The following is a 21,160-nucleotide window of genomic DNA, read 5'->3' as shown; positions in this document are numbered from 1 at the left end:
GGGGGCGGCTCGCCGCAGCGTCCGGGGGTGGACGCACGAAGGGCCCCGACGGACGATGCCGTCGGGGCCCTTCGGGTGGTGCGGGTGGATCAGTCGCGCGGGTCCTGCGGTCGACCACCGTCGGAGGGGCGACCCGAGCCGACCCTGCGGTCGTCCTCGGCTGCCTCCAGGCCGCGCTGCTCATGCTGCGCCTCGAGCTGCACCTGGCTGGGCTGCTCGATCGGCTTGAAGAAGCCCTTGACGGCCCGCCGGGCGCCGCCGACCTGGTTCATCCGCTTGGGCACGGGGGCGCCGCCGTAGGTCAGCTGGCCGTGGCCGTGCTCGTCCACCGGGCCCAGGGGCTGGTGGACCTCGATGAACTCACCGGAGGGAAGGCGACGGATGACGCCGGTCTCGATGCCGTGCTCGAGCACCTCGCGGTCGTGCCGCTGCAGGCCCAGGCAGATGCGGTAGCTGACCATGTAGGCGATGGGCGGCAGGATCACCACGCCGATGCGGCCGACCCAGGTCATGGCGTTGAGGCTGATGTCGAACTTGTCGGCGATCAGGTCGTTGCCGCCGGACATCCACAGCACGGCGTAGAAGGTCAGCGCCATGACGCCCACCGACGTGCGCACCGGGACGTCGCGGGGACGCTGGAGCAGGTGGTGCGAGGCGGTGTCCTTGGTCAGCTTGCGCTCGAGCTGGGGGTACAGCGCGAGCACCGTGAACATCGCGCCGGCGACGACGACCGTGGGCCAGAAGAGCGCCGGGATCGTGTAGTCGCCGGGGAGGTTGATGTCCCAGGCCGGGAACAGACGCGTCGACCCGTCGAGGAAGCCGATGTACCAGTCCGGCTGGGAGCCGGCGGACACCTGGGCGGGGTTGTAGGGGCCCCACAGCCAGAACGGGTTGATCTGCACGAGGCCGGCGAGGGCCGCGACCAGACCGAAGACGATGAAGAACAGCGCCGTGGCCTTGCCCGCGAAGGCGGGGAAGAGCCGGTTGCCGACCACGTTGTGCTCGGTGCGGCCCGGCCCGGGGAACTGGGTGTGCTTCTGCTTGATCAGCAGCAGCAGGTGGACCGCGATGAGGGCCAGCACGATCGCCGGGATGATCAGCACGTGCGCGATGTAGAAGCGCCCGATGATCACGTCACCGACGAAGTCGCCGTCGAAGACCGCCCAGTGCGCCCAGGTCCCGATGACCGGGATGGACAGGATGATCGCCGAGATGATGCGCAGGCCCGTGCCCGAGAGCAGGTCGTCGGGGAGGGTGTAGCCGGTGACGCCCATGAGCAGGGCCAGCACCAGCAGCACCACGCCGATGCCCCAGTTGGTCTCACGGGGCTTGCGGAACGCACCGGTGAAGAAGATGCGCATCAGGTGCACGACGATCGAGGCGACGAACAGCAGCGCTGCCCAGTGGTGGATCTGCCGGATGAACAGACCGCCGCGGACGTCGAAGCTGATGTGCAGCGAGGACTCGTAGGCCCGGGACATCTCGACGCCGCGGAGCGGGGCGTAGCTGCCGTCGTAGGCCACCTCGGACAGCGAGGGGTCGTAGAAGAACGTCAGGTAGGTGCCCGAGAGCAGCAGGATGACGAACGAGTAGAGGGCGATCTCCCCGAGCAGGAACGACCAGTGGTCCGGGAAGACCTTGTTCAGCGTGCGGCGCAGCGGACCGGCGACGATGAGGCGCTCGTCGATCTCGGTCGCTGCCTTGCCGATCTTCGTGGCCGGTTGCCCCGGCGAGACCGCAGTCGTAGCCATCAGATCCGCTCTCGGTTCCAGTAGGTGGGTCCCACAGCCTCAATGTAGTCGCTGCGCGCGACGAAGTACCCCTCGTCATCCAGCGTAATCGGCAGTTCCGGCAGCGAGCGGGACGCCGGACCGAAGACCGGCTTGGCACCCTGGATCACGTCGAACTGCGACTGGTGGCACGGGCAGAGGATCCGGCTGGTCTCCTGCTCGTACAGCGACACCGGGCAGCCGGCGTGCGTGCAGATCTTGGAGTAGGCCACGTAGTCGCCGTAGCCGAAGTCGGCCTGGCCCTCGCGGGGCTCCAGGACGGCCATCTGCTCGGGACGCAGGCGGATCAGCATGGTCGCGGCGTCCGCGGCCAGGTTGCCGCCCTCGACGGCCGGGAACACCGTCTCCAGCGAGCCGGGCTCCTGGTCGCCGGGGCGGATGGGGCTGCCGTCGTCGCGGACCAGGCGGATGCCCTCGGCCCACGGCGTGGTGCCCAGCGGGTTCCCCTTGTTGGGGTTCTTGATGAGGCCACCGAGCGGGGCGATGAGCATGAGGCCCAGCGCGCCGCCGGCGAAGCCGAGGCTGCGGCCGATCATCTTGCGACGGGGGAAGCCGGTCTTGTCCAGCCCGCCCATCAGGGTCGCGGCGGTGGTGGTGCGGTCGAACTGCGAGCCGTCGTGCTTGTCCTGCACGGCGGTCTCGTGGGGGAGCAGCTTCTTGACGAAGAGCACCAGACCCACGCCGATGAAGGCGAGGGCGCCGCCCATCGTCAGGCCCAGCAGCGGGGTGTAGAAGACGCTCCAGCCGCTGGCGTCCGACGTCCACTGCCAGTCGGGCAGGAACCAGTCGGAGCCGAAGTAGACGACGGCGAAGGCGAGGGCGAAGAGACCGGCGAGGCCGAAGGCCAGGGAGACCTGACGCTCGGCCTGCTTCTCCAGGCCCGAACCCGGGGCCGGCGGCGGGTCGACGTGCAGGACCTCGACACCGTCGTAGCGGGCGCCCAGCCGGTTGAGGGCTTCCTTGTCCATCCCCGCCAGCTGCTCGGGGGTGTAGTCGTCGTCCAGTCCGCCGTGCAGCGGTCCGGCGTCGGACTCCGGTGCAGAACCGGCCTTGTCTCGCGCGCTCACGCCTTGGTCCCCATCCAGAAGATGCCGAACAGCAGGGCGCCGATGCCGACGACCCAGATGACCAGGCCCTCGGAGACCGGCCCGGCGCGGCCGATGCCGGCGCCACCGGGGTCGGCCTGCTCGTTCAGGGTCTGGACGTAGTTGATGATCGAACGCTTCTCCTCGGGGGTCAGCTGGTTGTCCCCGAACACCGGCATGTTCTCCGGGCCCGACAGCATCGCCGTGTAGATCTCGAGGTCGTTCGCGTCGCCCAGGCTGGGGGCGGCCTTGCCCGAGGACAACGCACCGCCCGCGCCGACGAAGTTGTGGCAGGAGGCGCAGTTGAGCCGGAAGAGCTCGCCGCCCTCGGCGACGTCGCCCTCACGGAGGTCGCCCGACGGGAGGGTCGGGCCGCCGCCGTTGGCCTGGACGTAGGCCATCAGCTGCTCGATCTCGGCGTCGTTGAACACCGGGGGCTTGCGGGCGGCGTCGGCCTCCTGGCGGACCAGCGGCATGCGGCCGGTGTGCACCTGGAAGTAGACCGAGGCCTCACCGACGCCGATGAGCGAGGGGCCGCGGTCGGAGACGCCCTGCAGGTTGCTGCCGTGGCAGCTGATGCAGCTGCGCTCGTACAGCGCCTGGCCGGCCTCGACCGCGCTGGACTCGCTCGCGGTGGTCTCGGGGGCGGCGTTGGCCGGGGCGACGGCGGAGTAGCCGACCCCGGTCAGCACGAGGGCGGCCATCAGGCCGGCGACGTTGGTGAGCCGCCGACGCTGCTTGGACCGACGACGGGCCCGGGCGGCGGAGGCGGGGGTCCCGTCGGCGGAGCGACGGAGACGGGCACGCAGACCGACGCGGCCGGACTCGGCCGGGGCGTCGGGGGTGGGGTTCGTGGAGGACACCGGTTCCCTAGCGGATCAGGTAGATCGTGGCGAAGAGCCCGACCCACACGACGTCGACGAAGTGCCAGTAGTAGGAGACCACGATCGCCGAGGTCGCCTGGGCTGGCGTGAATCGGCCCATGGTGGACCGGATGAGCACGAACACGAAGGCGATGAGGCCGCCGATGACGTGCAGACCGTGGAAGCCGGTGGTCAGGAAGAAGACCGATCCGTAGGTCGACGAGGAGATGCTCGTCGCGTGCTCGGTCACGAGCACGCGGTACTCGTTCGCCTGGCCCAGCACGAAGACCAGGCCCATCACGAAGGTGATCGTGAACCAGCGTCGGAGGCCGTAGACGTTGCCGTTCTCCGCCGCGAAGACGCCCAGCTGGCAGGTCACCGAGGAGGCCACCAGGATGATCGTGAAGACCAGGGCGTAGGGCAGGTCCAGCTCCGTCGGCTCCGGTGGCCACGGGTCGCCTGCGCGGGCGCGGGCGGTGAAGTACATGGCGAACAGGCCGGCGAAGAACATCAGCTCACTGGCGAGCCAGATGATCGTGCCGACGCTGACCATGTTCGGTCGAGTCAGGGAGTGCACCCGCGAGGTGTCGAAGGTGCTGCTCGCCACGGGGGCCGTTGTCACCGGCTCATCATGGCACCGGTGCACGGGGGAGACGACTGCGGGTCGCCGGTGTGGCGAAGCCGTGATCGACCTGTGTTCTGCCCCCGAGTCTGGCCGGGTGTCCGAGGTCGGGCACTAGGGTCGCCTGCGTGAGCGCAGCCGCTGCACCGGCCACCGTCCTGGTCTTCAGCCACCGGCCCGAGGTCAGGGACGCCGTCCGGACCGCCCTGGGCACCTTCCCCGCCGCCGACGTGGGGCCGGTCTCCTACCTGGAGTGCGCCACGGGGGCCGAGGTCGTGGCCGCCGTCGACGCCGGGAGCGTCGACCTGTGCGTGCTCGACGGGGAGGCCCAGCCCACCGGTGGCATGGGCATCGCCCGACAGCTGACGCACGAGATCACCGACTGCCCGCCGCTGGTGGTGCTCATCGCCCGGCAGGCCGACCGCTGGTTGGCCCACTGGTCCACCGCCGACGCCACCCTGGCCCACCCGGTCGACCCGCTGGTCGCCCCGTACGTGGTCGCCGGTCTGCTCCGGGACCGGGCCGCACGGCCCGCCGTGCACGGCTGACCGTGTCGAGGACCCCCACCCCGACCTGGTCGGGGCTGCTGACGCGCCTGCTCGCCCGCCAGGACCTGACCACGCAGGACACCGCCTGGGCGATGGGCGAGATCATGGGCGGTGAGGCGACGCCGGCCCAGATCGCCGGTTTCGTCGTCGCCCTGCGCGCGAAGGGCGAGGCACCCGAGGAGGTGCGGGGACTGGCCGACACCATGCGCGACCGCGCCACCCCCGTGGACCTGCCGCTGGCGTGCGTGGACGTCGTGGGCACCGGTGGCGACGGCGCGCACACGGTGAACATCTCCACGATGGCCTCCATCGTCGTGGCCGCGACCGGGGTGCCGGTGGCCAAGCACGGCAACCGGGCAGCGTCGTCCTCGTCCGGTTCGGCCGACGTGCTCGAGGCCCTCGGCGTGGTCATCGACCTGCCGGCGGCCGGGGTGGTCCGGTGTGTGCGGGAGGCCGGGATCGGCTTCTTCTTCGCGCCGGTCTTCCACCCCGGCTTCCGGCACACCGGGGCGCCCCGCCGGGAGATGGGCATCGGCACCGTCTTCAACTTCCTGGGACCGCTGACCAACCCGGCGCGTCCGGTGGCCGCGGCCATCGGGTGCGCCGATGCCCGGATGGCCCCCGTGCTGGCCGCCGTGGTCGCCGGACGCGGCAGCCGCGCGCTGGTGTTCCGCGGCGACGACGGGCTCGACGAGCTGACCACCGCCACCACGTCGGCGGTGTGGGTCGTCCGGGACGGCGAGGTCGTGCCCGACCGGGTCGACCCGGCAGCGCTGGGTCTGAGCACCCCCGCGGCGGACGCGCTGCGCGGCGGGGACCCGGCGTTCAACGCCGACGTCGTCCGCCGGCTGGTGGCCGGGGAGACCGGTCCGGTGCGCGACGCGGTGCTGCTGAACGCCGCCGCCGCGTTGACCGCCTTCGACGAGCACGGCGGGCGGTTGCACGACCAGCTCGCCGCCGGCCTGGCCCGCGCGGGTCAGGCCGTGGACGACGGGCGGGCCGCCGAGGTGCTCGACCGCTGGGCCTGGGTCAGCCAGCAGGTCCGGACCGACAGCCCCCGCTGACGGTCGGGCCCGGGAGGGTCAGGAGCCCTCGAGGCCCAGGGAGAAGGCCGACTCCAGGTCGTGCTTGGAGTAGGCCCGGAAGGCGATGTGGGTGGCGGTGTCGATGACGCCGGGCACCTTGTTGATCCGCCCGGCCACGACCTCGGCGACCTCCTCGAACTCCCGGACGCGGACCAGGGCGACCAGGTCGACGTCCCCGGCCACGGAGTAGACCTCGCTGACGCCCTCGAGGTCGGCGATCGCTGCGGCGACCTCGCCGATGGAGTCGGTGGCTGCGTCGATCATGACGATGGCGGTGATCACACCCGGGAGGCTAGCGCCGCCCGACGGCGCGGACCGGGCTCACCGGCCCGGACCCGTTCGGGCCGGGCCCGGGTTCCCAGGCTGCGGCCGTCGGCGAACGGGTCGCGGGCCCCGCGGCCGGCGTCGACCCGCTCCAGGAACGAGCTGAAGGCGCCGGTGCCGGGCACCGGGCTGGCCAACGTGCCGGTGACCTCGACCAGGCGGGTCCCGGGCTTCTCCAGCCAGCGCAGCACCAGCTCGGTCTCGTCGACGGTGGCGGCGAGCTCGCCGTCCGGGCCGACCGGCGTCTCGGCGGTGACCTTGAGCGAGGCCAGGTGGTCGCGGACCGAGGTGCCGCGCTCGGCGACGCCGGCGGCCACGAGCCGACCGCGGCGGACCACCGCCAGCGCCCAGCCGCCCGCGCCGTCGGGACGGGCCAGGGACAGCTCGGCGACCCCGGCCAGCAGCTCCAGTCGCTGACGGCGGCGCACCGCCCGGACCAGCACGGCCACCCGGTCGCGCAGCACCGCGGCGTCCTCGAAGCGGCCTTCGCCGGCCAGCCGCTCGACCCGCTCCAATAGCGGCGAGCACAACCGGACCGGGTCCGAGGCCACGGCGGCGGCGAAGACCTCGGCCACCGAGGCGTACTCCTCCCGCGACTGGGCGCCGGTGCAGGGGGCGCCGCAGCGGCCCATGTCGGCCAGTGCGCAGGCGGTGCCCTGCGGGCGTACGGCCAGCCTGCCGCTGCACTGCCGGATGGGCAGCGCCTCGTGGACGGCGGCGACGGCGGCATCGGCGGCCCGCCGGTCGGGGAAGGGGCCCAGGAACACCCCGGCGCCGGGCCGGACCCGGCGGACCACCGACAGCCGCGGGAACGGCTCGTCGGTCAACCGCACCCACAGCGCCCGTTCGGGGAACCGGGACCTCTTGTTGTAGCGGGGCTTGTGCTCGGCGATCAGCCGGAGCTCGCGGACCGAGGCCTCCAGGTCGTGCGCGCAGGGCAGGGCCTCCACCCGCTGGGCCAGTCCGACCATCTCGGTCATCCGGGTGCGTTGCTCCCCGGCGGAGAAGTAGCTGCGCACCCGGGAGCGCAGGTCGGTCGACGTCCCCACGTAGAGCGGCTCGTCACGGGGGCCGCGGAAGACGTAGACCCCGGGGCCGTGCGGCACGTGCGCGCCCAGGTGGCGCTTCTTGCGGCGCTGCGGGTCGACCTGCCGGGTGAGCCCGGTGAGCTCCTCCAGCGAGGTCACCCCCAAGGGCCCCAGCCGCTCGAAGAGCCCGTGCAGCACGTCCACGGTGGCCTGGGCGTCGTCCAGCGCGCGGTGCGTGGGCGTGGTGCGGGCAGAGAAGAACGGCGCCAGGGTGCCGAGCTTGCAGTTGGGCACCTCGTCGCGGGTGAGCAGCCGCCGGGCCAGCACCGCGGTGTCCACCGAGGCGAACGCCGGCCAGGCCAGCCCCGACGCCGCGCACGCCGCCCGGAGGAAGCCCAGGTCGAAGGGGGCGTTGTGGGCCACGAGCACGGTGCCCCGGGCGAACTCCAGGAAGTGCGGCAGCACGCTGTCGATCCGGGGGGCGGCGGCCACCATCATCGAGGTGATGCCGGTGAGCACGCTGATGTAGGGCGGGATGTCGCGGCCGGGGTCGACCAGGGTCTGGAACTCCCCGACCACCTCCCCGGCCCGGACCTTGACCGCGCCGATCTCGGTGATCGCGTCGGTGTGCGCGGAACCGCCGGTGGTCTCCAGGTCGACGACCACGAAGGTCACCTCGGCGAGCGGGGTGCCCAGGTCGTCGATCGACACCTGCTCGAAGCGACGCGGGAGCACGGGCTGGGGGAGGAGTGGACCGGGCACGTCGCGGACGCTAGGTCGGGGGTCCGACAGTCCTGGCCCCGACGCGCCGTCGGGTCGAACACACGTGCGGGTGAGGTGCGCCCTCCCCGCGGGCGTGGCGGGCATCACCCCGGCACTGTCCGCTCGTTGTGCCCGGAGGTCGACGACGCCGTCGCCGCGGGTGAGCAGGAGGTGGACGGGGTGCGACGTCGTCGGGTGTCCTCGGTGCTGGTCGTCGGGACGGTGCTCGCCGTGCTCGGCCTGGGCGCCCCCACCGCCACGGCGGCCCCCAGCTCGCAGCCCGGTGGCACCACCGGTGTCCTGGACAGCGCCGAGCTCACCGACCTGCAGACCCGGGCCGCGGAGGTGCAGGGCGACCTGCAGGAACGCCAGGCCGCCGTGGCTGCCGCCCAGACCGAGCTCGCCCGGGCCCAGCAGGCCGCGGACGCCGCCGCGACCCGGGTGGCCGCTGCCGAGACGGCCCTGGCGACCGAGCAGGTCGCCGTCGGCCGCTACGCCGCCGCCGTCTACCGGGACGGCGGCGCCCCGACGGCGCTCTCCCTGTTGCTGTCGGGCAGCGACCCCGGCGACGTCGTGGCGGCGATGGGCTACCTGGACCTCGTCGACGACGCCGCCGACGACGTGCTCACCGCGGCTGCCGCCCAGCGGCAGGCCGCGCTGGCCGAGCAGGCAGCCGCCGACCAGGCCCTGGCCGGCAGTGCGGCCCAGGCCGACCAGGTCGCGGCCCAGGTGGGCGAGCTGGAGGCCGCGGCGTCGGCGGTGACCGCGGACCTGGACCGGGCCCTGGGCGCGGTGGACCGCCAGCTGGCGCAGCTGCAGGCCGAACAGGTGGAGGTCAACGCCCGGACGGCGGCCAACTGGCAGGCCTACGTCGACTCGCTCACCGCGGCCGGGGTCGCCCTGCCGCCGGCGGCCGCCCTGCAGGACCCGGCGGCCGGCGTTCCCGCGGGGCTGGCGCCGGTGGGCGGCTCGACCGGGGCGGCCCAGCCCGGGGCCGCGCAGCTGCCCCGCCAGCCCAGCTCGCTGCTGGTGCTGCCGGCCGAGACGGTCGCCGCGGTCAGCACCGCGATGGGCGCTCTCGGCCTGCCCTACGCGCCGGGCACGGCGGGCCCGGCGTCCTACGACTGCGGGTCTCTCGTCCAGGCCTCCTACGCCGCCGGCGGGATCGCGCTGCCGGCGACGCAGGGCGAGTTGTTCGCCACGACCACGCCGGTGGCCACGGCCGACGTGCTGCCCGGCGACCTGGTCTTCCTGGGGACGGCGGAGTCCGGTCTGGGCCACGTGGGGATCGCCCTGGACCCGCAGACCATGCTCGCCGCCGACGGACGGGCCGGTGCCGTGGTGGTCCGCTCGGTGCCCGTCGACCAGCTGCTCGGGATCGGCCGACCCAGCCTGCCGCCCCGGGCGGCGGTCGCCGTGCCGGGCGCCACGGCCGGTGCGCTGCCGGTGGAGTGCGGCAACTCCCTCTACCCGGCCAGCTACGACGGCAGCCGGTCGTGGGGCGGCTACCCCAACGGGCTGATCCCGCCCTCGGCGCTGTGTCCCCTGGGCGTGGCCGGCCACGCGCTGCGGTGTGACGCCGCGGCGGCCTGGCGGGCCCTGTCGGCGGCCTTCGCCGGCCGGTTCGGCAGCCCGCTGTGCATCACCGACTCCTACCGCGGCTACGCCGCGCAGGTGACGCTCTACGGCCAGAAGCCGGCGCTGGCGGCGGTGCCCGGCACGAGCAACCACGGGTGGGGCCTGGCGGTCGACCTGTGCGGCGGCGTGGAGTCCTACGGGACGGCGCAGTACGCCTGGATGGTGGGCAACGCCGGGCGCTTCGGCTTCGTGCACCCGACCTGGGCCGACCAGGGCAACGGCCGCGAGGAGCCCTGGCACTGGGAGTTCGCCGGGACCTGAGCGGGCGGGTGTGCACCTGCGCACCCGGAAATGTCGGTGGGGACACCTAGCGTCCGCGGCGACGGACCGACCGGTCCTGCGACCGCCGCCAGGAGGCACCGTGCTCATCGACTGCGACACCTGCACCGTCCGAGGCCAGGGGTGCGACGACTGCGTCGTCACCGTGCTGCTCGGGGCCCCGCCGGGGTGGCGGGGGAGCGACCCGACCGTGGTGCCGATGACCCGGCGGCCGGCGGTGGGCCACCCCCGGGAGGACGTGGTGGCCGACCTGGGCAGCGCCTGGGTGTCCGGGCCGACCGACACGCCCGGCGGGTCCGGTTCTCCCGCTCTCGGGGTGGTCGTGGAGCTCGACGACGTCGAGCGTCGCGCGGTCCGGGCGTTGGCAGAGGTTGGACTGGTCCCGCCACTGCGGCACCAACCCCCGACGAGGCGCGAGGTCGGCTGAGTGGGGGCACGCCGCGCTCCCGTCGAGCTGGGCAGAACGTGCCGAAGCAGAGCGGTCCGAAATGGCACCTCCTGTGCGTTCGGGGTCCGGATCGACCTCTCCACGGAGGTCCCCGGCGTCGATACGGTGGGGTCGTCCGGTCGGCTGGACGTCGCCCCACCGGGTGACACCGACCGGTCACCGCCGAACTGCCCACCCTCCGGGGCGGGCGGACCGGGGACCCACCGCAGCACTGGGGTGAGTTCTCCGCGGGCGCCACGAACGGTGGTGCGTGCGGGGATAGGGCGTCGTCTTCCTGCCCGAACCCGTCAGCTAACCCGGTAGGCGGTCGAGGAGGATGAGGAGCACGCGCACACGTGTCGTCCCACCGCACCGCCCGAGGACCGATCCCGTCCTCGACCACCCGCCCGCACATCCCCGCGGCGTTGATCGTCCCGGCGCTCCCCGACCTGCCGACCGGTCCGCGGCGCACCCGTCTCTCCGGTCGCCTCGGCCGCGGGATGCTGCTCGGCGCCGTCGCCGGGCTGACCCTCACCGTCCTGCCGGGCACCGCCTACGCGGCGCCGGGTGACCCGGGCACCGCTGCCACCGGGGCCACCGGGTCCACCACCGAGGCCACCACCCCCGAGCAGGCCACCGCACTGGTCGCCGAGGCCAACCACCAGCTCGAGGTCGTCACCGAGCAGGTCAACGACGCACAGGTGCAGCTCGCCGACCACCAGGCCGCCGCAGCCTCCGCCGCGCAGGCCGTCACCGCCGCGCAGACCCAGTTGGCCACGCTCAGCACCCAGCTCGACACGGTCGCCCGCAGTGCGTACACGACCAACCCCTCCAGCTTCAGCGCGCTGATGACCAGCAGCTCACCCGAGGACTTCCTGGCCCAGGTCAGCACCCTGGACGTCATCGCCGGGCACACCAACGACCTGGTCACCCAGGTCGCCGCGGCCGGCCGCACCGCGACCGAGGCGCAGACCGCCGCCGACCAGGCCGCCGCCACCGCGCAGCAGGCCCTGGACACCGTCACCGCCCAGCAGGCCGACCTGCAGGAGCAGATCGCGGCCTACCAGGCGCAGTACGCGGCCCTGACCGCCGCGCAGCAGCAGGTCGTCGTGACCGCGCACAGCGGCCCCGAGGTGGAGGCACCGGCGACCGTGGTCGCCGACGGCGCCGCGGCGCAGACGATCGTGGACACCGCGATGGCCCAGCGCGGCGACCCCTACGTGTGGGGTGCCGGCGGCCCGAGCAGCTTCGACTGCTCCGGCCTGACGTCCTACGCCTACGCCGCCGCCGGCATCTCCCTGCCGCACTCCAGCGCGGCCCAGGCGCGGATGGGCAGCCCGGTCGCCCGCGGGGACCTGCAGCCCGGTGACCTCGTGTACTTCTACAGCCCGGTCAGCCACATCGGGATCTACATCGGCAACGGGATGATGGTGCACGCCCCCACCTCCGGTGACGTGGTCAAGGTCGGCAGCGTGGACATGTCCGGCTACGCAGGAGCGCGCCGGCTCGTCTGAGGCGCGGCACCGACGGGGACGCACAGCCGGGCTTCCTAGGATCACCGGCGTGGGTCCCCGTCGTCGTGCCCTGCTCACCGCTGCCGTCCTCGGCGTCGCCCTGGTGGTGGTGCTGTGGGTGCGGATCCCGTGGGCGGCCACCCCCGAGGTCACCGACCCCACCGGCGGGCTGACCGCCGACCAGCTCTCCCGCGCCGACGCCTTCGTCGGGGCCCTGCGGCCGGCGTCGCTGGCGAACCTGGCGCTGGGCCTCCTCGTCGCCGGGGTCCTGGGTCTGACCCCGCTGGGCGCCCGGCTGGTCACCGCCGTGGCGCGCCCGCTCGGCGGCGGCTGGGTGTGGCGGGTGCTCCTGGGCACCGTGGCGCTGACCGTGGTGGGCAGGCTGGTCTCCCTCCCGCTGTCGGCCTACGGCGAGGTGGTCCGGCACCGGTACGGCCTGTCCACCCGCAGCTGGCCGCTGTGGGCCCGGGACGTCGCGGTGGACACCGGGATCACCGCGGGACTCACCGCGCTCGGCATGCTGCTGCTGGTCGGGCTCGCCCGCCGGGCGCCCCGCACCTGGTGGGCCTGGGCCGGGGCGGGTGCGGCCGGGCTGGTCGTGGCCGGGTCGTTCCTCTACCCGGTGGTCATCGAGCCGGCGTTCAACTCCTTCACCCCGTTGCCGGCCTCCCAGCTGCGCACCGACCTGCTCGACCTGGCCGAGCAGTCCGGCTCCCCGGTGCAGGACGTGCTGGTCGCCGATGCCAGCCGGCGCACCACCGCGCTCAACGCCTACGTCTCCGGGTTCGGCTCGACGCGACGGATCGTCGTCTACGACACCCTGCTCACCGAGCTCCCCGACGCCGAGATCGAGTCCATCGCGGCGCACGAGCTGGGCCACGTGGCCACCGACGACGTGCTCACCGGCACCCTGGTCGGCGCGCTGGGGGCCGGGGCCGGGGTCGCGCTGCTCGGCTGGCTGCTCGGCTCGGCCCCGCTGCTGCGCCGGGCCGGTGCCGACGGGCCGGGCGACCCCCGGGTGGTGCCGCTGGTGCTGTTCCTCGTGGCGGCCGCGACCCTGCTGTCGACGCCGGTGCAGAACGGGGTGTCCCGCCAGCTGGAGGCCCGCGCCGACCAGCACGCGCTGGACCTCACCGACGACCCGGCCGCCTTCGAGGACGTGATGCGCCGCCTGGCGGTCGCCAACCTCAACCAGCCCGACCCGCCGGCGGCCTGGCAGTGGTTCTTCGGCTCGCACCCCACCACCGCCCAGCGGGTCGCCGCGGCCCAGGACTGGCGTCCGTGACCCGGGTGCTGGTCGTCACCAACGACTTCCCGCCCCGGCAGGGTGGCATCCAGACGTTCGTGGCCGCGCTGCTGGACCGGCTGCCGGCCGCGGACCTGGTGGTGTTGGCCTCCACGTCCCCCGGGGCCGCCGAGCACGACGCCACGCTGCCCTACCGGGTGGTCCGGATGCCCACGGCGATGCTGCTCCCGACCCGCGGCGCGGCCCGGGCGGCACAGCGGCTGGCCCGGGAGCACCGGGCGGAGACCGTGGTCTTCGGCGCCGCGGCACCGCTCGGGCTGCTCGCCCCGGGGCTGCGCCGGGCCGGGGTGCGCCGGCTGGTCGGGATCACCCACGGGCACGAGACCGGGTGGGTGAGGCTCCCCGTCGCCCGCCGGCTGCTGCAGCGGATCGCCGGTGGCCTGGACCTGCTCACCTACATCTCCGGGTACACCCACGACCGGCTCGCCCCCGCCGTCGCCGGTCGTACGTCGATGGCCCAGCTGTCCCCGGGCGTCGACGTCGAGCTGTTCCACCCCGGGGTGGACGGCACCGGCGTGCGGGCCCAGCACGGGCTGGGGGACGCCCCGGTGGTGGTCTGCGTGTCCCGGCTGGTGCCCCGCAAGGGCCAGGACGTGCTCGTCGAGGGCTGGCCGCAGGTGCTCGCCCGGCACCCCCGCGCCCGGCTCCTGCTCGTCGGCGGCGGACCGTCGGAGGAGCGGCTCCGCCGGGCGGTGGCCGACGCCGGGCTGGGGGACTCCGTCGTCCTCACCGGGGGCGTGCCGGCGGCCCGGCTGCCGGCGTACTACGCAGCAGGCGACGTGTTCGCCATGCCCTGCCGCACCCGCCGTGGCGGGCTGGACGTCGAGGGCCTGGGCATGGTCTTCCTCGAGGCCGCCGCGTGCGGCCTGCCGGTGGTGGCCGGCACCTCGGGGGGTGCCCCCGAGGCGGTGCAGGAGGGCGTCACCGGGCACGTCGTGGACCCCCGGTCGGCGTCCACGGTGGCCGCGACGATCGCCGACCTGCTCGACGACCCGGCCCGGGCCGCGGCGATGGGCGCCGCGGGCCGGGCCTGGGTCGAGCAGCGCTGGTCCTGGACGACGATCGCCCAGGACCTCACGCGGCTGCTCTCGACTCAGCCCTTGGCGTAGAGCTCCTCGACCTCGGCCGAGTACTCCTTCAGCACCACGTTCCGCTTGAGCTTCAGGCTCGGGGTGAGCGTCCCATTGGTCTCGGTGAAGTCGATGTCGAGCACCCGGAACTTGCGGATGCTCTCGGCATGCGAGACCGCCTTGTTCGCCTCGGCGACGGCCTCGTCCAGGGCCGCGAGCACGTCGGGGTCGTCCCGCAGCTGGGCCACGGTGAGCGAGGTGTCCTTGCCCCGGGCCTTCAGCCAGCCGGGCAGGGCCTCCTCGTCGAGGGTGACCAGGGCGGCGATGAACGGCTTCTGGTCCCCGACCACGATGCACTGGCTGACCAGCGGGTGGGCGCGCAGCCGGTCCTCCAGCACCGCGGGGGCGACGTTCTTGCCGCCGGCGGTCACCAGGATCTCCTTCTTGCGCCCGGTGATCTTCAGGAAGCCCTCGCTGTCGAGCTCACCGATGTCCCCGGTGTGGAACCAGCCGTCGGCGTCGATGGCCTCGGCGGTGGCCTCCGCGTTCTTCCAGTAGCCGCGCATGACGATCCCACCACGCAGCAGCACCTCGCCGTCCTCGGCGATGGCGGCGTCGGTGCCGGGCAGCGGGCGACCGACGGTCCCCATCCGGAAGGCCGCGTCGTGGTTGACCGCGGCCGCCGCGGTGGTCTCGGTGAGCCCGTAGCCCTCGAAGACGGTGACGCCGATGCCGCGGAAGAAGTGGCCCAGCCGCTCGCCGAGCGGCGCGCCGCCGGAGATGGCGCCCACGCAGTTGCCGCCGAGCGCGGCCCGCAGCTTGCCGTAGACCAGCTTGTCGAAGACCCCGTGTGCCAGCTTCAGCTTCAGCGACGGGCCGCCGGTGTCCTGTGCGCGGGACCAGTCGATCGCCGTCTGCGCGGCCTTGTCGAAGACCTTGCCCTTGCCGCCGTCGTCGGCGGTGGCCTTGGCGGTGTTGTAGACCTTCTCGAACACCCGCGGGACGGCGAGGACGAACGTGGGCTGGAAGCGGCCGAGGTCGCCGACCAGGTCCTTGACGTCGGGGGTGTGGCCCAGCACGGTGCGGGTCTTGATCGCCCCGACCTGCAGCACCCGGGCCAGCACGTGGGCCAGCGGGATGAACAGCAGCAGCGAGCCGTCCATGTTCATGAAGCGGCCCAGCAGCGTCATGCCGTTGCCGATCTCGAACAGGAAGTTCGCGTGCGTGAGCTCGCAGCCCTTGGGCCGGCCGGTCGTGCCCGAGGTGTAGATCAGGGTGGCCAGGCTGTCCGGGGACAGCGTGGCCCGGCGGGCGGCCAGCTCGCTGTCGGGCACCTCGTCGCCGGCGGCGGACAGCGTGCCCAGCGCGTCGTCGTCGATCACCCAGACCGGGCCGAGCTCGGGGGCCTGGTCACGGACGGAGTCCACCGAGGCGGCGTGCTCCCCGCTCTCCACGACCACCGCGCGGGCCCCGGAGTCGGCCAGGATCCAGGCGATCTGGTCGGGGGAGGAGGTCTCGTACACCGGGACGACGACGGCGCCGGCGGTCCAGATCGCGAAGTCCAGGACCGTCCACTCGTAACGGGTGCGGGCCAGCAGGGCGACCCGGTCACCGGCCTCGACCCCGCCGGCGACCAGGCCCTTGGCCACCGCCTGGACCTGCGCGGCGAACTCGGCGTGGGTCACGTCGACCCACCGGTCACCGACCTGGCGGCGCAGCCCGACGCGGGAGCCCGCCTCGGCGGCGTTGGCCGTCACCATGTCGGGCAGTGCCTCGTCGGGGCCCACCGTGTAGGTGGGGGGAACGCTCAGCTCGCGCACGCCGGTCCTCTCCTCCCCGCGCGGTGCGTCGGCGTCGTCGCCGTACCGTCTGCGGACGCGGGATCGTGGCTGCCCAAGGTACCGGCTGGGGGCTACCGTCGAGTAGGTGACCTGGGGCAACGAGTCCTGCCCCGCTGGCGGGAGGGGGTCCCCGCGTACCCTCCCGCGCATGGCCGACCAGTCCACCCAGTCGATCGTCGTCGACGCCCCGGCGTCCGACGTGATGGCCGTGATCGCCGACTTCCCCGCCTACCCGCAGTGGGTCGCCGCCGCCCGCACCGTCGAGGTGCTGGGCACCGACGCCGACGGCCGCGCCGAGCAGGTGCACTTCGTGCTCGACGCCGGCGCGGTCTCCGACGACTACGTGCTCGCCTACACCTGGGACGGCGACCGGCAGGTGCGCTGGACCCTCGTGCAGGGCCAGATGCAGAAGCGACAGGACGGCAGCTACACCCTCGTCGAGACCGACGGACGCACCGAGGTCACGTACGCGATCACCATCGACCTCTCCATCCCGATGATCGGCATGATCAAGCGCAAGGCCGAGAAGGTCATCCTCGACACCGCGCTCAAGGAGCTCAAGAAGCGCGTCGAGGCCTGACCCGGCGGTGCGCACCCTCCTCGTGACCGGCCCCGGCGGGGCCGGCACCTCCACCGTCGCCGCGGCCACCGCGCTGACCGCCCAGGACGCCGGCCACCGGGTCGCGCTGCTGAGCACGGCCGCGCCGGCCGTCCCCGGGCTCCCGGTGACGGTGGTCGACGGGCAGCGGGCGCTCGCGGAGGCGTGGTCCTCGCACGCCGGGGAGCTGGCCGCACTGGCCCCGCTGCTGACGCTGCCCCCGGCCACGTCGGTCGTCGCCGTCCCCGGCGTGAGCGAGGTGGCCGTGCTGGTCGCCCTGGGCCGGGTGGCCGCCGCGGGGGAGACCGACCTGGTGGTGCTCGACGTCGGTCCGCTGCCCGCCGCGCTGGGGCTGCTCGCGCTGCCGGAGACGGTCCGCTGGTGGCTGGCCCAGGCGGCCCCGCCCCGGCTGCGGGTGCTCGCCCAGGTGCGGACGACGGTCGCCCGCGGGCGACCCGGCGCGCTGGAGGCCGCGCTCGCCGCGGTCGGGGCGCTGGAGGAGCTGCTGCACCTGCTGCCCACCGGGTCCGACGTCCACCTGGTGCACGCCCCCGAGCCCGGGGCGGCCGGCACCGTCCGTCGCGCCGCCACCGCGCTGGGCCTGCTGGGCCACCCGGTCGCCTCGGTGACGCTGTCCCGGGTGCTGCCGGCCGGCACGGGGGAGTGGTCGGCCCGCCGCGCCGCGCAGACCGACGACGTCCGGGCCGCGCTGGCCGACACCGGGCTGCCGCTGCGGGAGGTCGCCGAGGCCGCCCTGGCCCCCCGGGACGGCACCGCCCTGCGGGCCCTGCAGGCCGGGGTGGACACCACGCCGTCCGCCCCGCTGCCGGCGTCCGGACCGGTCCCCGACGACACCGACTGGCTGCTGGCCCTGCCGCTGCCCTTCGCCGAGAAGGGCGCCGTCTCGCTGACCCGGTGGGAGGACGACCTGGTGGTCGACGCGGGCGGGGTGCGCCGGTCGATCCCGCTGGACTCCCTGCTGCGCCGCTGCACCGTGGTCTCCGGCAGGGTCACCGACCCGGGCACACCCGGGGCCGCGCTGACCGTCCGCTTCACCCCCGACCCGGCCCAGTGGCCCACCGCGCTGCTCACCCGGCGGGGGCGCGGGTGACCGCGCCCCCGCCGGACTGGGCGGCCACCCTGCGCGCCCTGGCCGACGGCGCCACCCGGCTGCTCACCGGCATCGCCGGGGAGGACGCCGGCGCGGACCACCCGGGCGCCGAGTGCCGCAGCTGCCCGGTCTGCACCGCGCTGGCCGTGCTCCGCGGCCGCCGTCCCGACCTGTCCGTGGCCCTGGCCGACGTGCTCACCGCCGCGGCCGCCGCGTTGCGGGAGCAGGCCGGCACCCCCGAACCGACCGACCCACCCGAGGAGACCGTGCCCGCCACCCCGCCGCCGCCCGCCCCCGTCCAGCACGTCGAGGTGGCCTGATGACCGCCCCCGAGCAGCTGCCGGCCCTGGGCATCGACATCGGCGGCACCAAGGTCGCCGGCGGCGTGGTGCTGCCCGACGGCACCATCACCGCCACCGCGCGCCGGGCGACCCCCGGGAAGTCGGTCGAGGCCACCGAGGACGCGATCGCCGCCGTCGTCGACGAGCTGGCCGAACGGCACGGCGGGCCGCTGGTCGGCGTCGGCGTCGGGGCGGCCGGGTGGTTCGACCGCACCGGGGACACCGTGCTCTTCAGCCCGCACCTGGCCTGGCGCAACCAGCCGTTGCGCGCCGACCTCGGGGCCCGGCTGCAGCGCCCGCTGTGGGTGGGCAACGACGCCGACGCCGCGGCGTGGGCGGAGTACCGCTACGGCGCGGCCCGCGGCTCGGACCTGGCGCTGGTCATCACCCTGGGCACCGGCATCGGCGGCGGCATGGTCATCGACGGCCGGCTGCAGCGCGGGGCGCACGGGGTGGCCGGCGAGTGGGGCCACATGCGGGTGGTGCCCGACGGCCGGCTCTGCGCGTGCGGCAACCGCGGCTGCTGGGAGCAGTACGCCTCGGGCAACGCCCTGGGCCAGACCGCCCGCGAGGTGGCCAGCAGCTCCCCGGCCGCGGCTGCCCTGCTGCTGGACCGGGTGGGCGGCCGCGCCGAGCGGCTCACCGGTGAGGACGTGGCCACCGCCGCGGCCGCGGGCGACCCGCTGGCCCTGGAGCTGCTCGCCGAGGTGGGCACCTGGCTGGGGCAGGGGATCGCCGACCTCGCCGCGGTGCTCGACCCGGGCGTCGTCGTCATCGGCGGCGGGGTGAGCGTGCTGGGGGAGATGGTGCTGGGCCCGGCGCGCGCCCGGCTGGAGCGGGCCCTGCCCGGTCGCGGCTTCCGCCCCGGACCCCGGGTGGTGGCCGCCGAGCTCGGCGCCCAGGCCGGCCTGGTGGGTGCTGCCGACCTGGTGCGCCGTGCGGTCGCCGAGGGCGAGGCCTAGCCGCTCAGCACAGCTCGCGGGCCAGCTGCTCCAGGAACAGGCCGATGTCGGTGACGATGCCGACGGCCTGGGCCGAGCCGCGGTCGGCCAGCTTGGTCACCGTGGCCGGGTTGATGTCCACGCAGACCAGCGGGATCGAGGCCGGCAGCAGGTTCCCGGTGGCGATCGAGTGCAGCATCGTGGCGACCATGATCGTGAAGCCCACGCCGGGGAGCTGGGCGCGCATCGCGCGCTGACCGTCGATGACGTCGGTGACCACGTCGGGCAGCGGGCCGTCATCGCGCACCGAGCCGACCAGCACGAACGGCTTACCGGCCCGCACCATCGCGTGCATGACCCCGCCGGTCAGCACCCCGGACCCCACGGCCGCGGCGATCGAGCCCTCGGCGCGGATGGTGTTGATCGCCCGGATGTGGTGCTCGTGGCCGTGCGGGACGCCGGAGCCCTTGGCCAGGTCGACGCCGAGGGAGGTGCCGTACAGCGAGGACTCGATGTCGTGGGTGGCCAGCGCGTTGCCGGCGAAGAGGACGTCGACGTAGCCGGCCTCGACCAGCCGCACCATCGCCGGGGCCGCCCCGGTGTGCACCACGGCCGGGCCCCCGACCCACAGCACCTTCTCCCCGCGCTCCTTGACCTCGCGCATGGTCGCCGCGATCTGGCGCACCAGGACCGCCTGCGGCTTCTCGCTCGAGGCCGCCGAGGACATGAAGCCGAAGTCGTCGCCGGCCTCGCGGGCGGCCTGCTGCGGCAGCTCCACCCGCACCCCGGCCGCACCGCACACCACGGCGTCCCCGGCGCGCACGTCGCTCACCGGCACGGTGTCCACGACGGTCTGGCCGTCCTCGACCGACACGACCAGGCCGCAGTCCATCTCCGGACGGCGCACCCGCAGCCAGGTGGCGTCCAGCCGGACGAGGGTCTCCAGGTTCGTGGTCGAGTAGAACGTCGCCGGGAAGACCCCGTCCCGGGGGGCGGGCTCGGTGGTCGCCGTCCCCGGGTCGACGGCGTTGGCGCCGTGCACCTGGATGCGCATGAGGATCCGCTCGAGCTGCTCGGCGGTGTCGGCGGTGACCTCGACCAGCGCCCGGGACTCGTCGGCGTGCTGGCGGCCGAGGTCCAGGCTCTGGATGCGGTGGTCCCCGCCGTACTCCAGGACGTCGTCCAGCACCCGGGCCAGGATGCCGGTGTCCATCAGGTGGCCGGACAGCGCGACCGTCGTCGTCTGGGAGCTCATGCCCGCAGACGCTAGCGCCGTGCCGGCGTCAGACGACGGCGCCGTCGTCGCCGTCGTCTGTCCGGTCGCGCATCCGGGAGACCAGCAGCGCGACCCCGCCGACGACGGCGAGCACCCCGATCAGGATGCCGACGTCGGCGCCGAGCCGGACCGCACCCGGGGCGATGATGCAGACCGCGCCGGCCGCGATGAGCAGCACCGCGTAGAGCGTGTGCGGCGAGGGCGCGGGCAGCGGTGGCGGGGCCGGGGGCTCGTAGTGCTCGTCGGGCCGGTCGAGCACGTCGGGCTCCGCAGGCGGCGGCGGGGGGTCGTCCCGGGGCCGTTCGGTGACCGCGGCGGCCGGACCGTGCTCGGCCTCCCAGGCGGCCACGATGCGGGCGAACTCGGCGTCGGTGGCCTCGGAGTCGGCGCGGGCGGGCTCCACGGGGGCGGGCACCGGCTCGGCCGCGTGCTCCTCGACGTGCTCGTCGCCCCAGGTGTCGACGACGGTGCGGGCCTCGGCCCGGCGCGACCGGTCGACGAAGAGCCGGTCGGTCGGCGGGGAGGGCAGGAACTGGGTGCGGGTGTACGGGCCGAGGTCCTGGGAGGGCGCCAGGTAGGCCGCGATGCCCTCCTCGCGCAGGACGTCGAGCAGGTGCTCCCCGACCCGGGGGTCCACGTCGCGCAGCGGGTGCCACAGCGGGGCGTCCAGGCCGTTGTCCCGGCGCCCACGTCGTCCGCTCACCGGGTGCC

Annotated in this window: 20 protein-coding genes and 1 riboswitch; of the genes, 11 read left to right on the top strand and 9 right to left on the bottom strand. The window is 74.5% G+C overall.

Features of this window, described 5'->3' with window-relative positions; translation table 11 throughout:
- Positions 1-89: 89 nt before the first annotated feature.
- The 4 genes from ASG36_RS01680 to ASG36_RS01665 are packed head-to-tail and all read right to left on the bottom strand — an operon-like array spanning position 90 to position 4,360.
- Positions 90-1,751: a cytochrome bc complex cytochrome b subunit gene (locus ASG36_RS01680; protein ID WP_082522713.1), complete on the bottom strand. Its 1,662-nt coding sequence runs from the start codon at positions 1,749-1,751 to the stop codon at positions 90-92.
- Complete coding sequence (locus tag ASG36_RS01675; protein ID WP_055758615.1) at positions 1,751-2,857, bottom strand: ubiquinol-cytochrome c reductase iron-sulfur subunit; 1,107 nt, start codon at positions 2,855-2,857, stop codon at positions 1,751-1,753. The genes ASG36_RS01680 and ASG36_RS01675 overlap by 1 nt, the downstream gene beginning before the upstream one ends.
- Entirely contained in the window at positions 2,854-3,738 is an 885-nt protein-coding gene (locus ASG36_RS01670; protein ID WP_082522712.1) for a cytochrome c, read from the bottom strand. The genes ASG36_RS01675 and ASG36_RS01670 overlap by 4 nt, the downstream gene beginning before the upstream one ends.
- A gap of 7 nt (positions 3,739-3,745) precedes the next feature.
- Positions 3,746-4,360 (bottom strand): heme-copper oxidase subunit III, encoded by a 615-nt coding sequence (locus ASG36_RS01665; protein ID WP_055758612.1) that lies wholly within the window; start codon positions 4,358-4,360, stop codon positions 3,746-3,748.
- 128 nt (positions 4,361-4,488) lie between these two features.
- Between ASG36_RS01665 and ASG36_RS01660 the strand changes: the two genes are divergently transcribed.
- Positions 4,489-4,908: a hypothetical protein gene (locus ASG36_RS01660; RefSeq protein WP_055758609.1), complete on the top strand. Its 420-nt coding sequence runs from the start codon at positions 4,489-4,491 to the stop codon at positions 4,906-4,908.
- A 2-nt stretch (positions 4,909-4,910) separates the two neighbouring features.
- Positions 4,911-5,972, top strand: coding sequence for an anthranilate phosphoribosyltransferase (gene trpD / locus ASG36_RS01655; RefSeq protein ID WP_235494474.1), 1,062 nt, complete (start codon positions 4,911-4,913; stop codon positions 5,970-5,972).
- An 18-nt stretch (positions 5,973-5,990) separates the two neighbouring features.
- Here the strand turns inward: trpD and ASG36_RS01650 are convergent, their stop codons facing one another.
- Together ASG36_RS01650 and ASG36_RS01645 are read right to left on the bottom strand one after the other, a co-directional pair.
- Positions 5,991-6,275, bottom strand: a complete 285-nt coding sequence (locus ASG36_RS01650) for an Lrp/AsnC family transcriptional regulator (protein ID WP_055758606.1) — start codon at positions 6,273-6,275, stop codon at positions 5,991-5,993.
- Positions 6,272-8,107, bottom strand: coding sequence for a DEDD exonuclease domain-containing protein (locus ASG36_RS01645; RefSeq protein ID WP_055758603.1), 1,836 nt, complete (start codon positions 8,105-8,107; stop codon positions 6,272-6,274). The genes ASG36_RS01650 and ASG36_RS01645 overlap by 4 nt, the downstream gene beginning before the upstream one ends.
- 126 nt (positions 8,108-8,233) lie before the next feature.
- On the opposite strand from ASG36_RS01645, the gene ASG36_RS01640 reads away from it, so the two are divergent.
- The 5 genes from ASG36_RS01640 (at position 8,234) to ASG36_RS01620 (ending at position 14,380) form a co-directional block, all read left to right on the top strand.
- On the top strand, positions 8,234-10,006 hold the full coding sequence (locus ASG36_RS01640; RefSeq protein ID WP_055758601.1) for a M15 family metallopeptidase: 1,773 nt from the start codon (positions 8,234-8,236) through the stop codon (positions 10,004-10,006).
- A gap of 100 nt (positions 10,007-10,106) precedes the next feature.
- On the top strand, positions 10,107-10,451 hold the full coding sequence (locus ASG36_RS01635; protein ID WP_055758598.1) for a hypothetical protein: 345 nt from the start codon (positions 10,107-10,109) through the stop codon (positions 10,449-10,451).
- 171 nt (positions 10,452-10,622) lie between these two features.
- Positions 10,623-10,792, top strand: a riboswitch (cyclic di-AMP (ydaO/yuaA leader).
- Positions 10,793-10,807: 15 nt separating this feature from the next.
- Complete coding sequence (locus ASG36_RS01630; protein ID WP_055758596.1) at positions 10,808-11,965, top strand: C40 family peptidase; 1,158 nt, start codon at positions 10,808-10,810, stop codon at positions 11,963-11,965.
- Positions 11,966-12,014: 49 nt separating this feature from the next.
- Positions 12,015-13,250, top strand: coding sequence for a M48 family metallopeptidase (locus ASG36_RS01625; RefSeq protein WP_055758593.1), 1,236 nt, complete (start codon positions 12,015-12,017; stop codon positions 13,248-13,250).
- Entirely contained in the window at positions 13,247-14,380 is a 1,134-nt protein-coding gene (locus ASG36_RS01620) for a glycosyltransferase family 4 protein (RefSeq protein ID WP_055758591.1), read from the top strand. The genes ASG36_RS01625 and ASG36_RS01620 overlap by 4 nt, the downstream gene beginning before the upstream one ends.
- On the opposite strand, the gene ASG36_RS01615 is transcribed toward ASG36_RS01620, so the two are convergent.
- Entirely contained in the window at positions 14,365-16,161 is a 1,797-nt protein-coding gene (locus ASG36_RS01615; RefSeq protein WP_055758588.1) for a long-chain fatty acid--CoA ligase, read from the bottom strand. The genes ASG36_RS01620 and ASG36_RS01615 overlap by 16 nt on opposite strands.
- A gap of 169 nt (positions 16,162-16,330) precedes the next feature.
- Here ASG36_RS01615 and ASG36_RS01610 point away from each other — a divergent pair, with 169 nt between their 5' ends.
- The 4 genes from ASG36_RS01610 to ASG36_RS01595 are packed head-to-tail and all read left to right on the top strand — an operon-like array spanning position 16,331 to position 19,194.
- Complete coding sequence (locus ASG36_RS01610; RefSeq protein ID WP_055758585.1) at positions 16,331-16,762, top strand: SRPBCC family protein; 432 nt, start codon at positions 16,331-16,333, stop codon at positions 16,760-16,762.
- Positions 16,763-16,769: 7 nt separating this feature from the next.
- Positions 16,770-17,891: an ArsA-related P-loop ATPase gene (locus ASG36_RS01605; RefSeq protein ID WP_055758582.1), complete on the top strand. Its 1,122-nt coding sequence runs from the start codon at positions 16,770-16,772 to the stop codon at positions 17,889-17,891.
- Positions 17,888-18,211 carry a hypothetical protein gene (locus ASG36_RS01600; RefSeq protein WP_157498502.1) on the top strand — a complete coding sequence of 108 codons (324 nt, stop codon included), beginning with the start codon at positions 17,888-17,890 and terminating at the stop codon, positions 18,209-18,211. Before ASG36_RS01605 ends, ASG36_RS01600 begins: the two co-directional genes overlap by 4 nt.
- A complete protein-coding gene (locus ASG36_RS01595; protein ID WP_055758572.1) occupies positions 18,211-19,194 on the top strand; it encodes an ROK family protein in 984 nt (327 codons plus the stop codon). The genes ASG36_RS01600 and ASG36_RS01595 overlap by 1 nt, the downstream gene beginning before the upstream one ends.
- Positions 19,195-19,198: 4 nt before the next feature.
- Here ASG36_RS01595 and ASG36_RS01590 read toward each other — a convergent pair whose 3' ends face one another.
- Entirely contained in the window at positions 19,199-20,428 is a 1,230-nt protein-coding gene (locus tag ASG36_RS01590; protein ID WP_055758569.1) for a TIGR00300 family protein, read from the bottom strand.
- 28 nt (positions 20,429-20,456) lie between these two features.
- On the bottom strand, positions 20,457-21,152 hold the full coding sequence (locus tag ASG36_RS21700; protein WP_157498500.1) for a DUF308 domain-containing protein: 696 nt from the start codon (positions 21,150-21,152) through the stop codon (positions 20,457-20,459).
- Between the last annotated feature and the right edge of the window lie 8 nt (positions 21,153-21,160).

Origin of the sequence: Geodermatophilus sp. Leaf369 (assembly GCF_001424455.1) — a bacterium.
Classification (GTDB): Bacteria; Actinomycetota; Actinomycetes; order Mycobacteriales; family Geodermatophilaceae; genus Klenkia.
Note: the sequence above shows the minus strand (reverse complement) of the source record. Positions and strands in the feature narration are given on the sequence as shown.

What these genes read in the sequence shown, in the direction of transcription:
- ASG36_RS01680 (WP_082522713.1), bottom strand. Translation starts at nt 1,751, where the DNA reads ATGGCTACGACTGCGGTCTCGCCGGGGCAACCGGCCACGAAGATCGGC.
- ASG36_RS01610 (WP_055758585.1), top strand. Translation starts at nt 16,331, where the DNA reads ATGGCCGACCAGTCCACCCAGTCGATCGTCGTCGACGCCCCGGCGTCC.
- ASG36_RS01595 (WP_055758572.1), top strand. Translation starts at nt 18,211, where the DNA reads ATGACCGCCCCCGAGCAGCTGCCGGCCCTGGGCATCGACATCGGCGGC.
- ASG36_RS01590 (WP_055758569.1), bottom strand. Translation starts at nt 20,428, where the DNA reads ATGAGCTCCCAGACGACGACGGTCGCGCTGTCCGGCCACCTGATGGAC.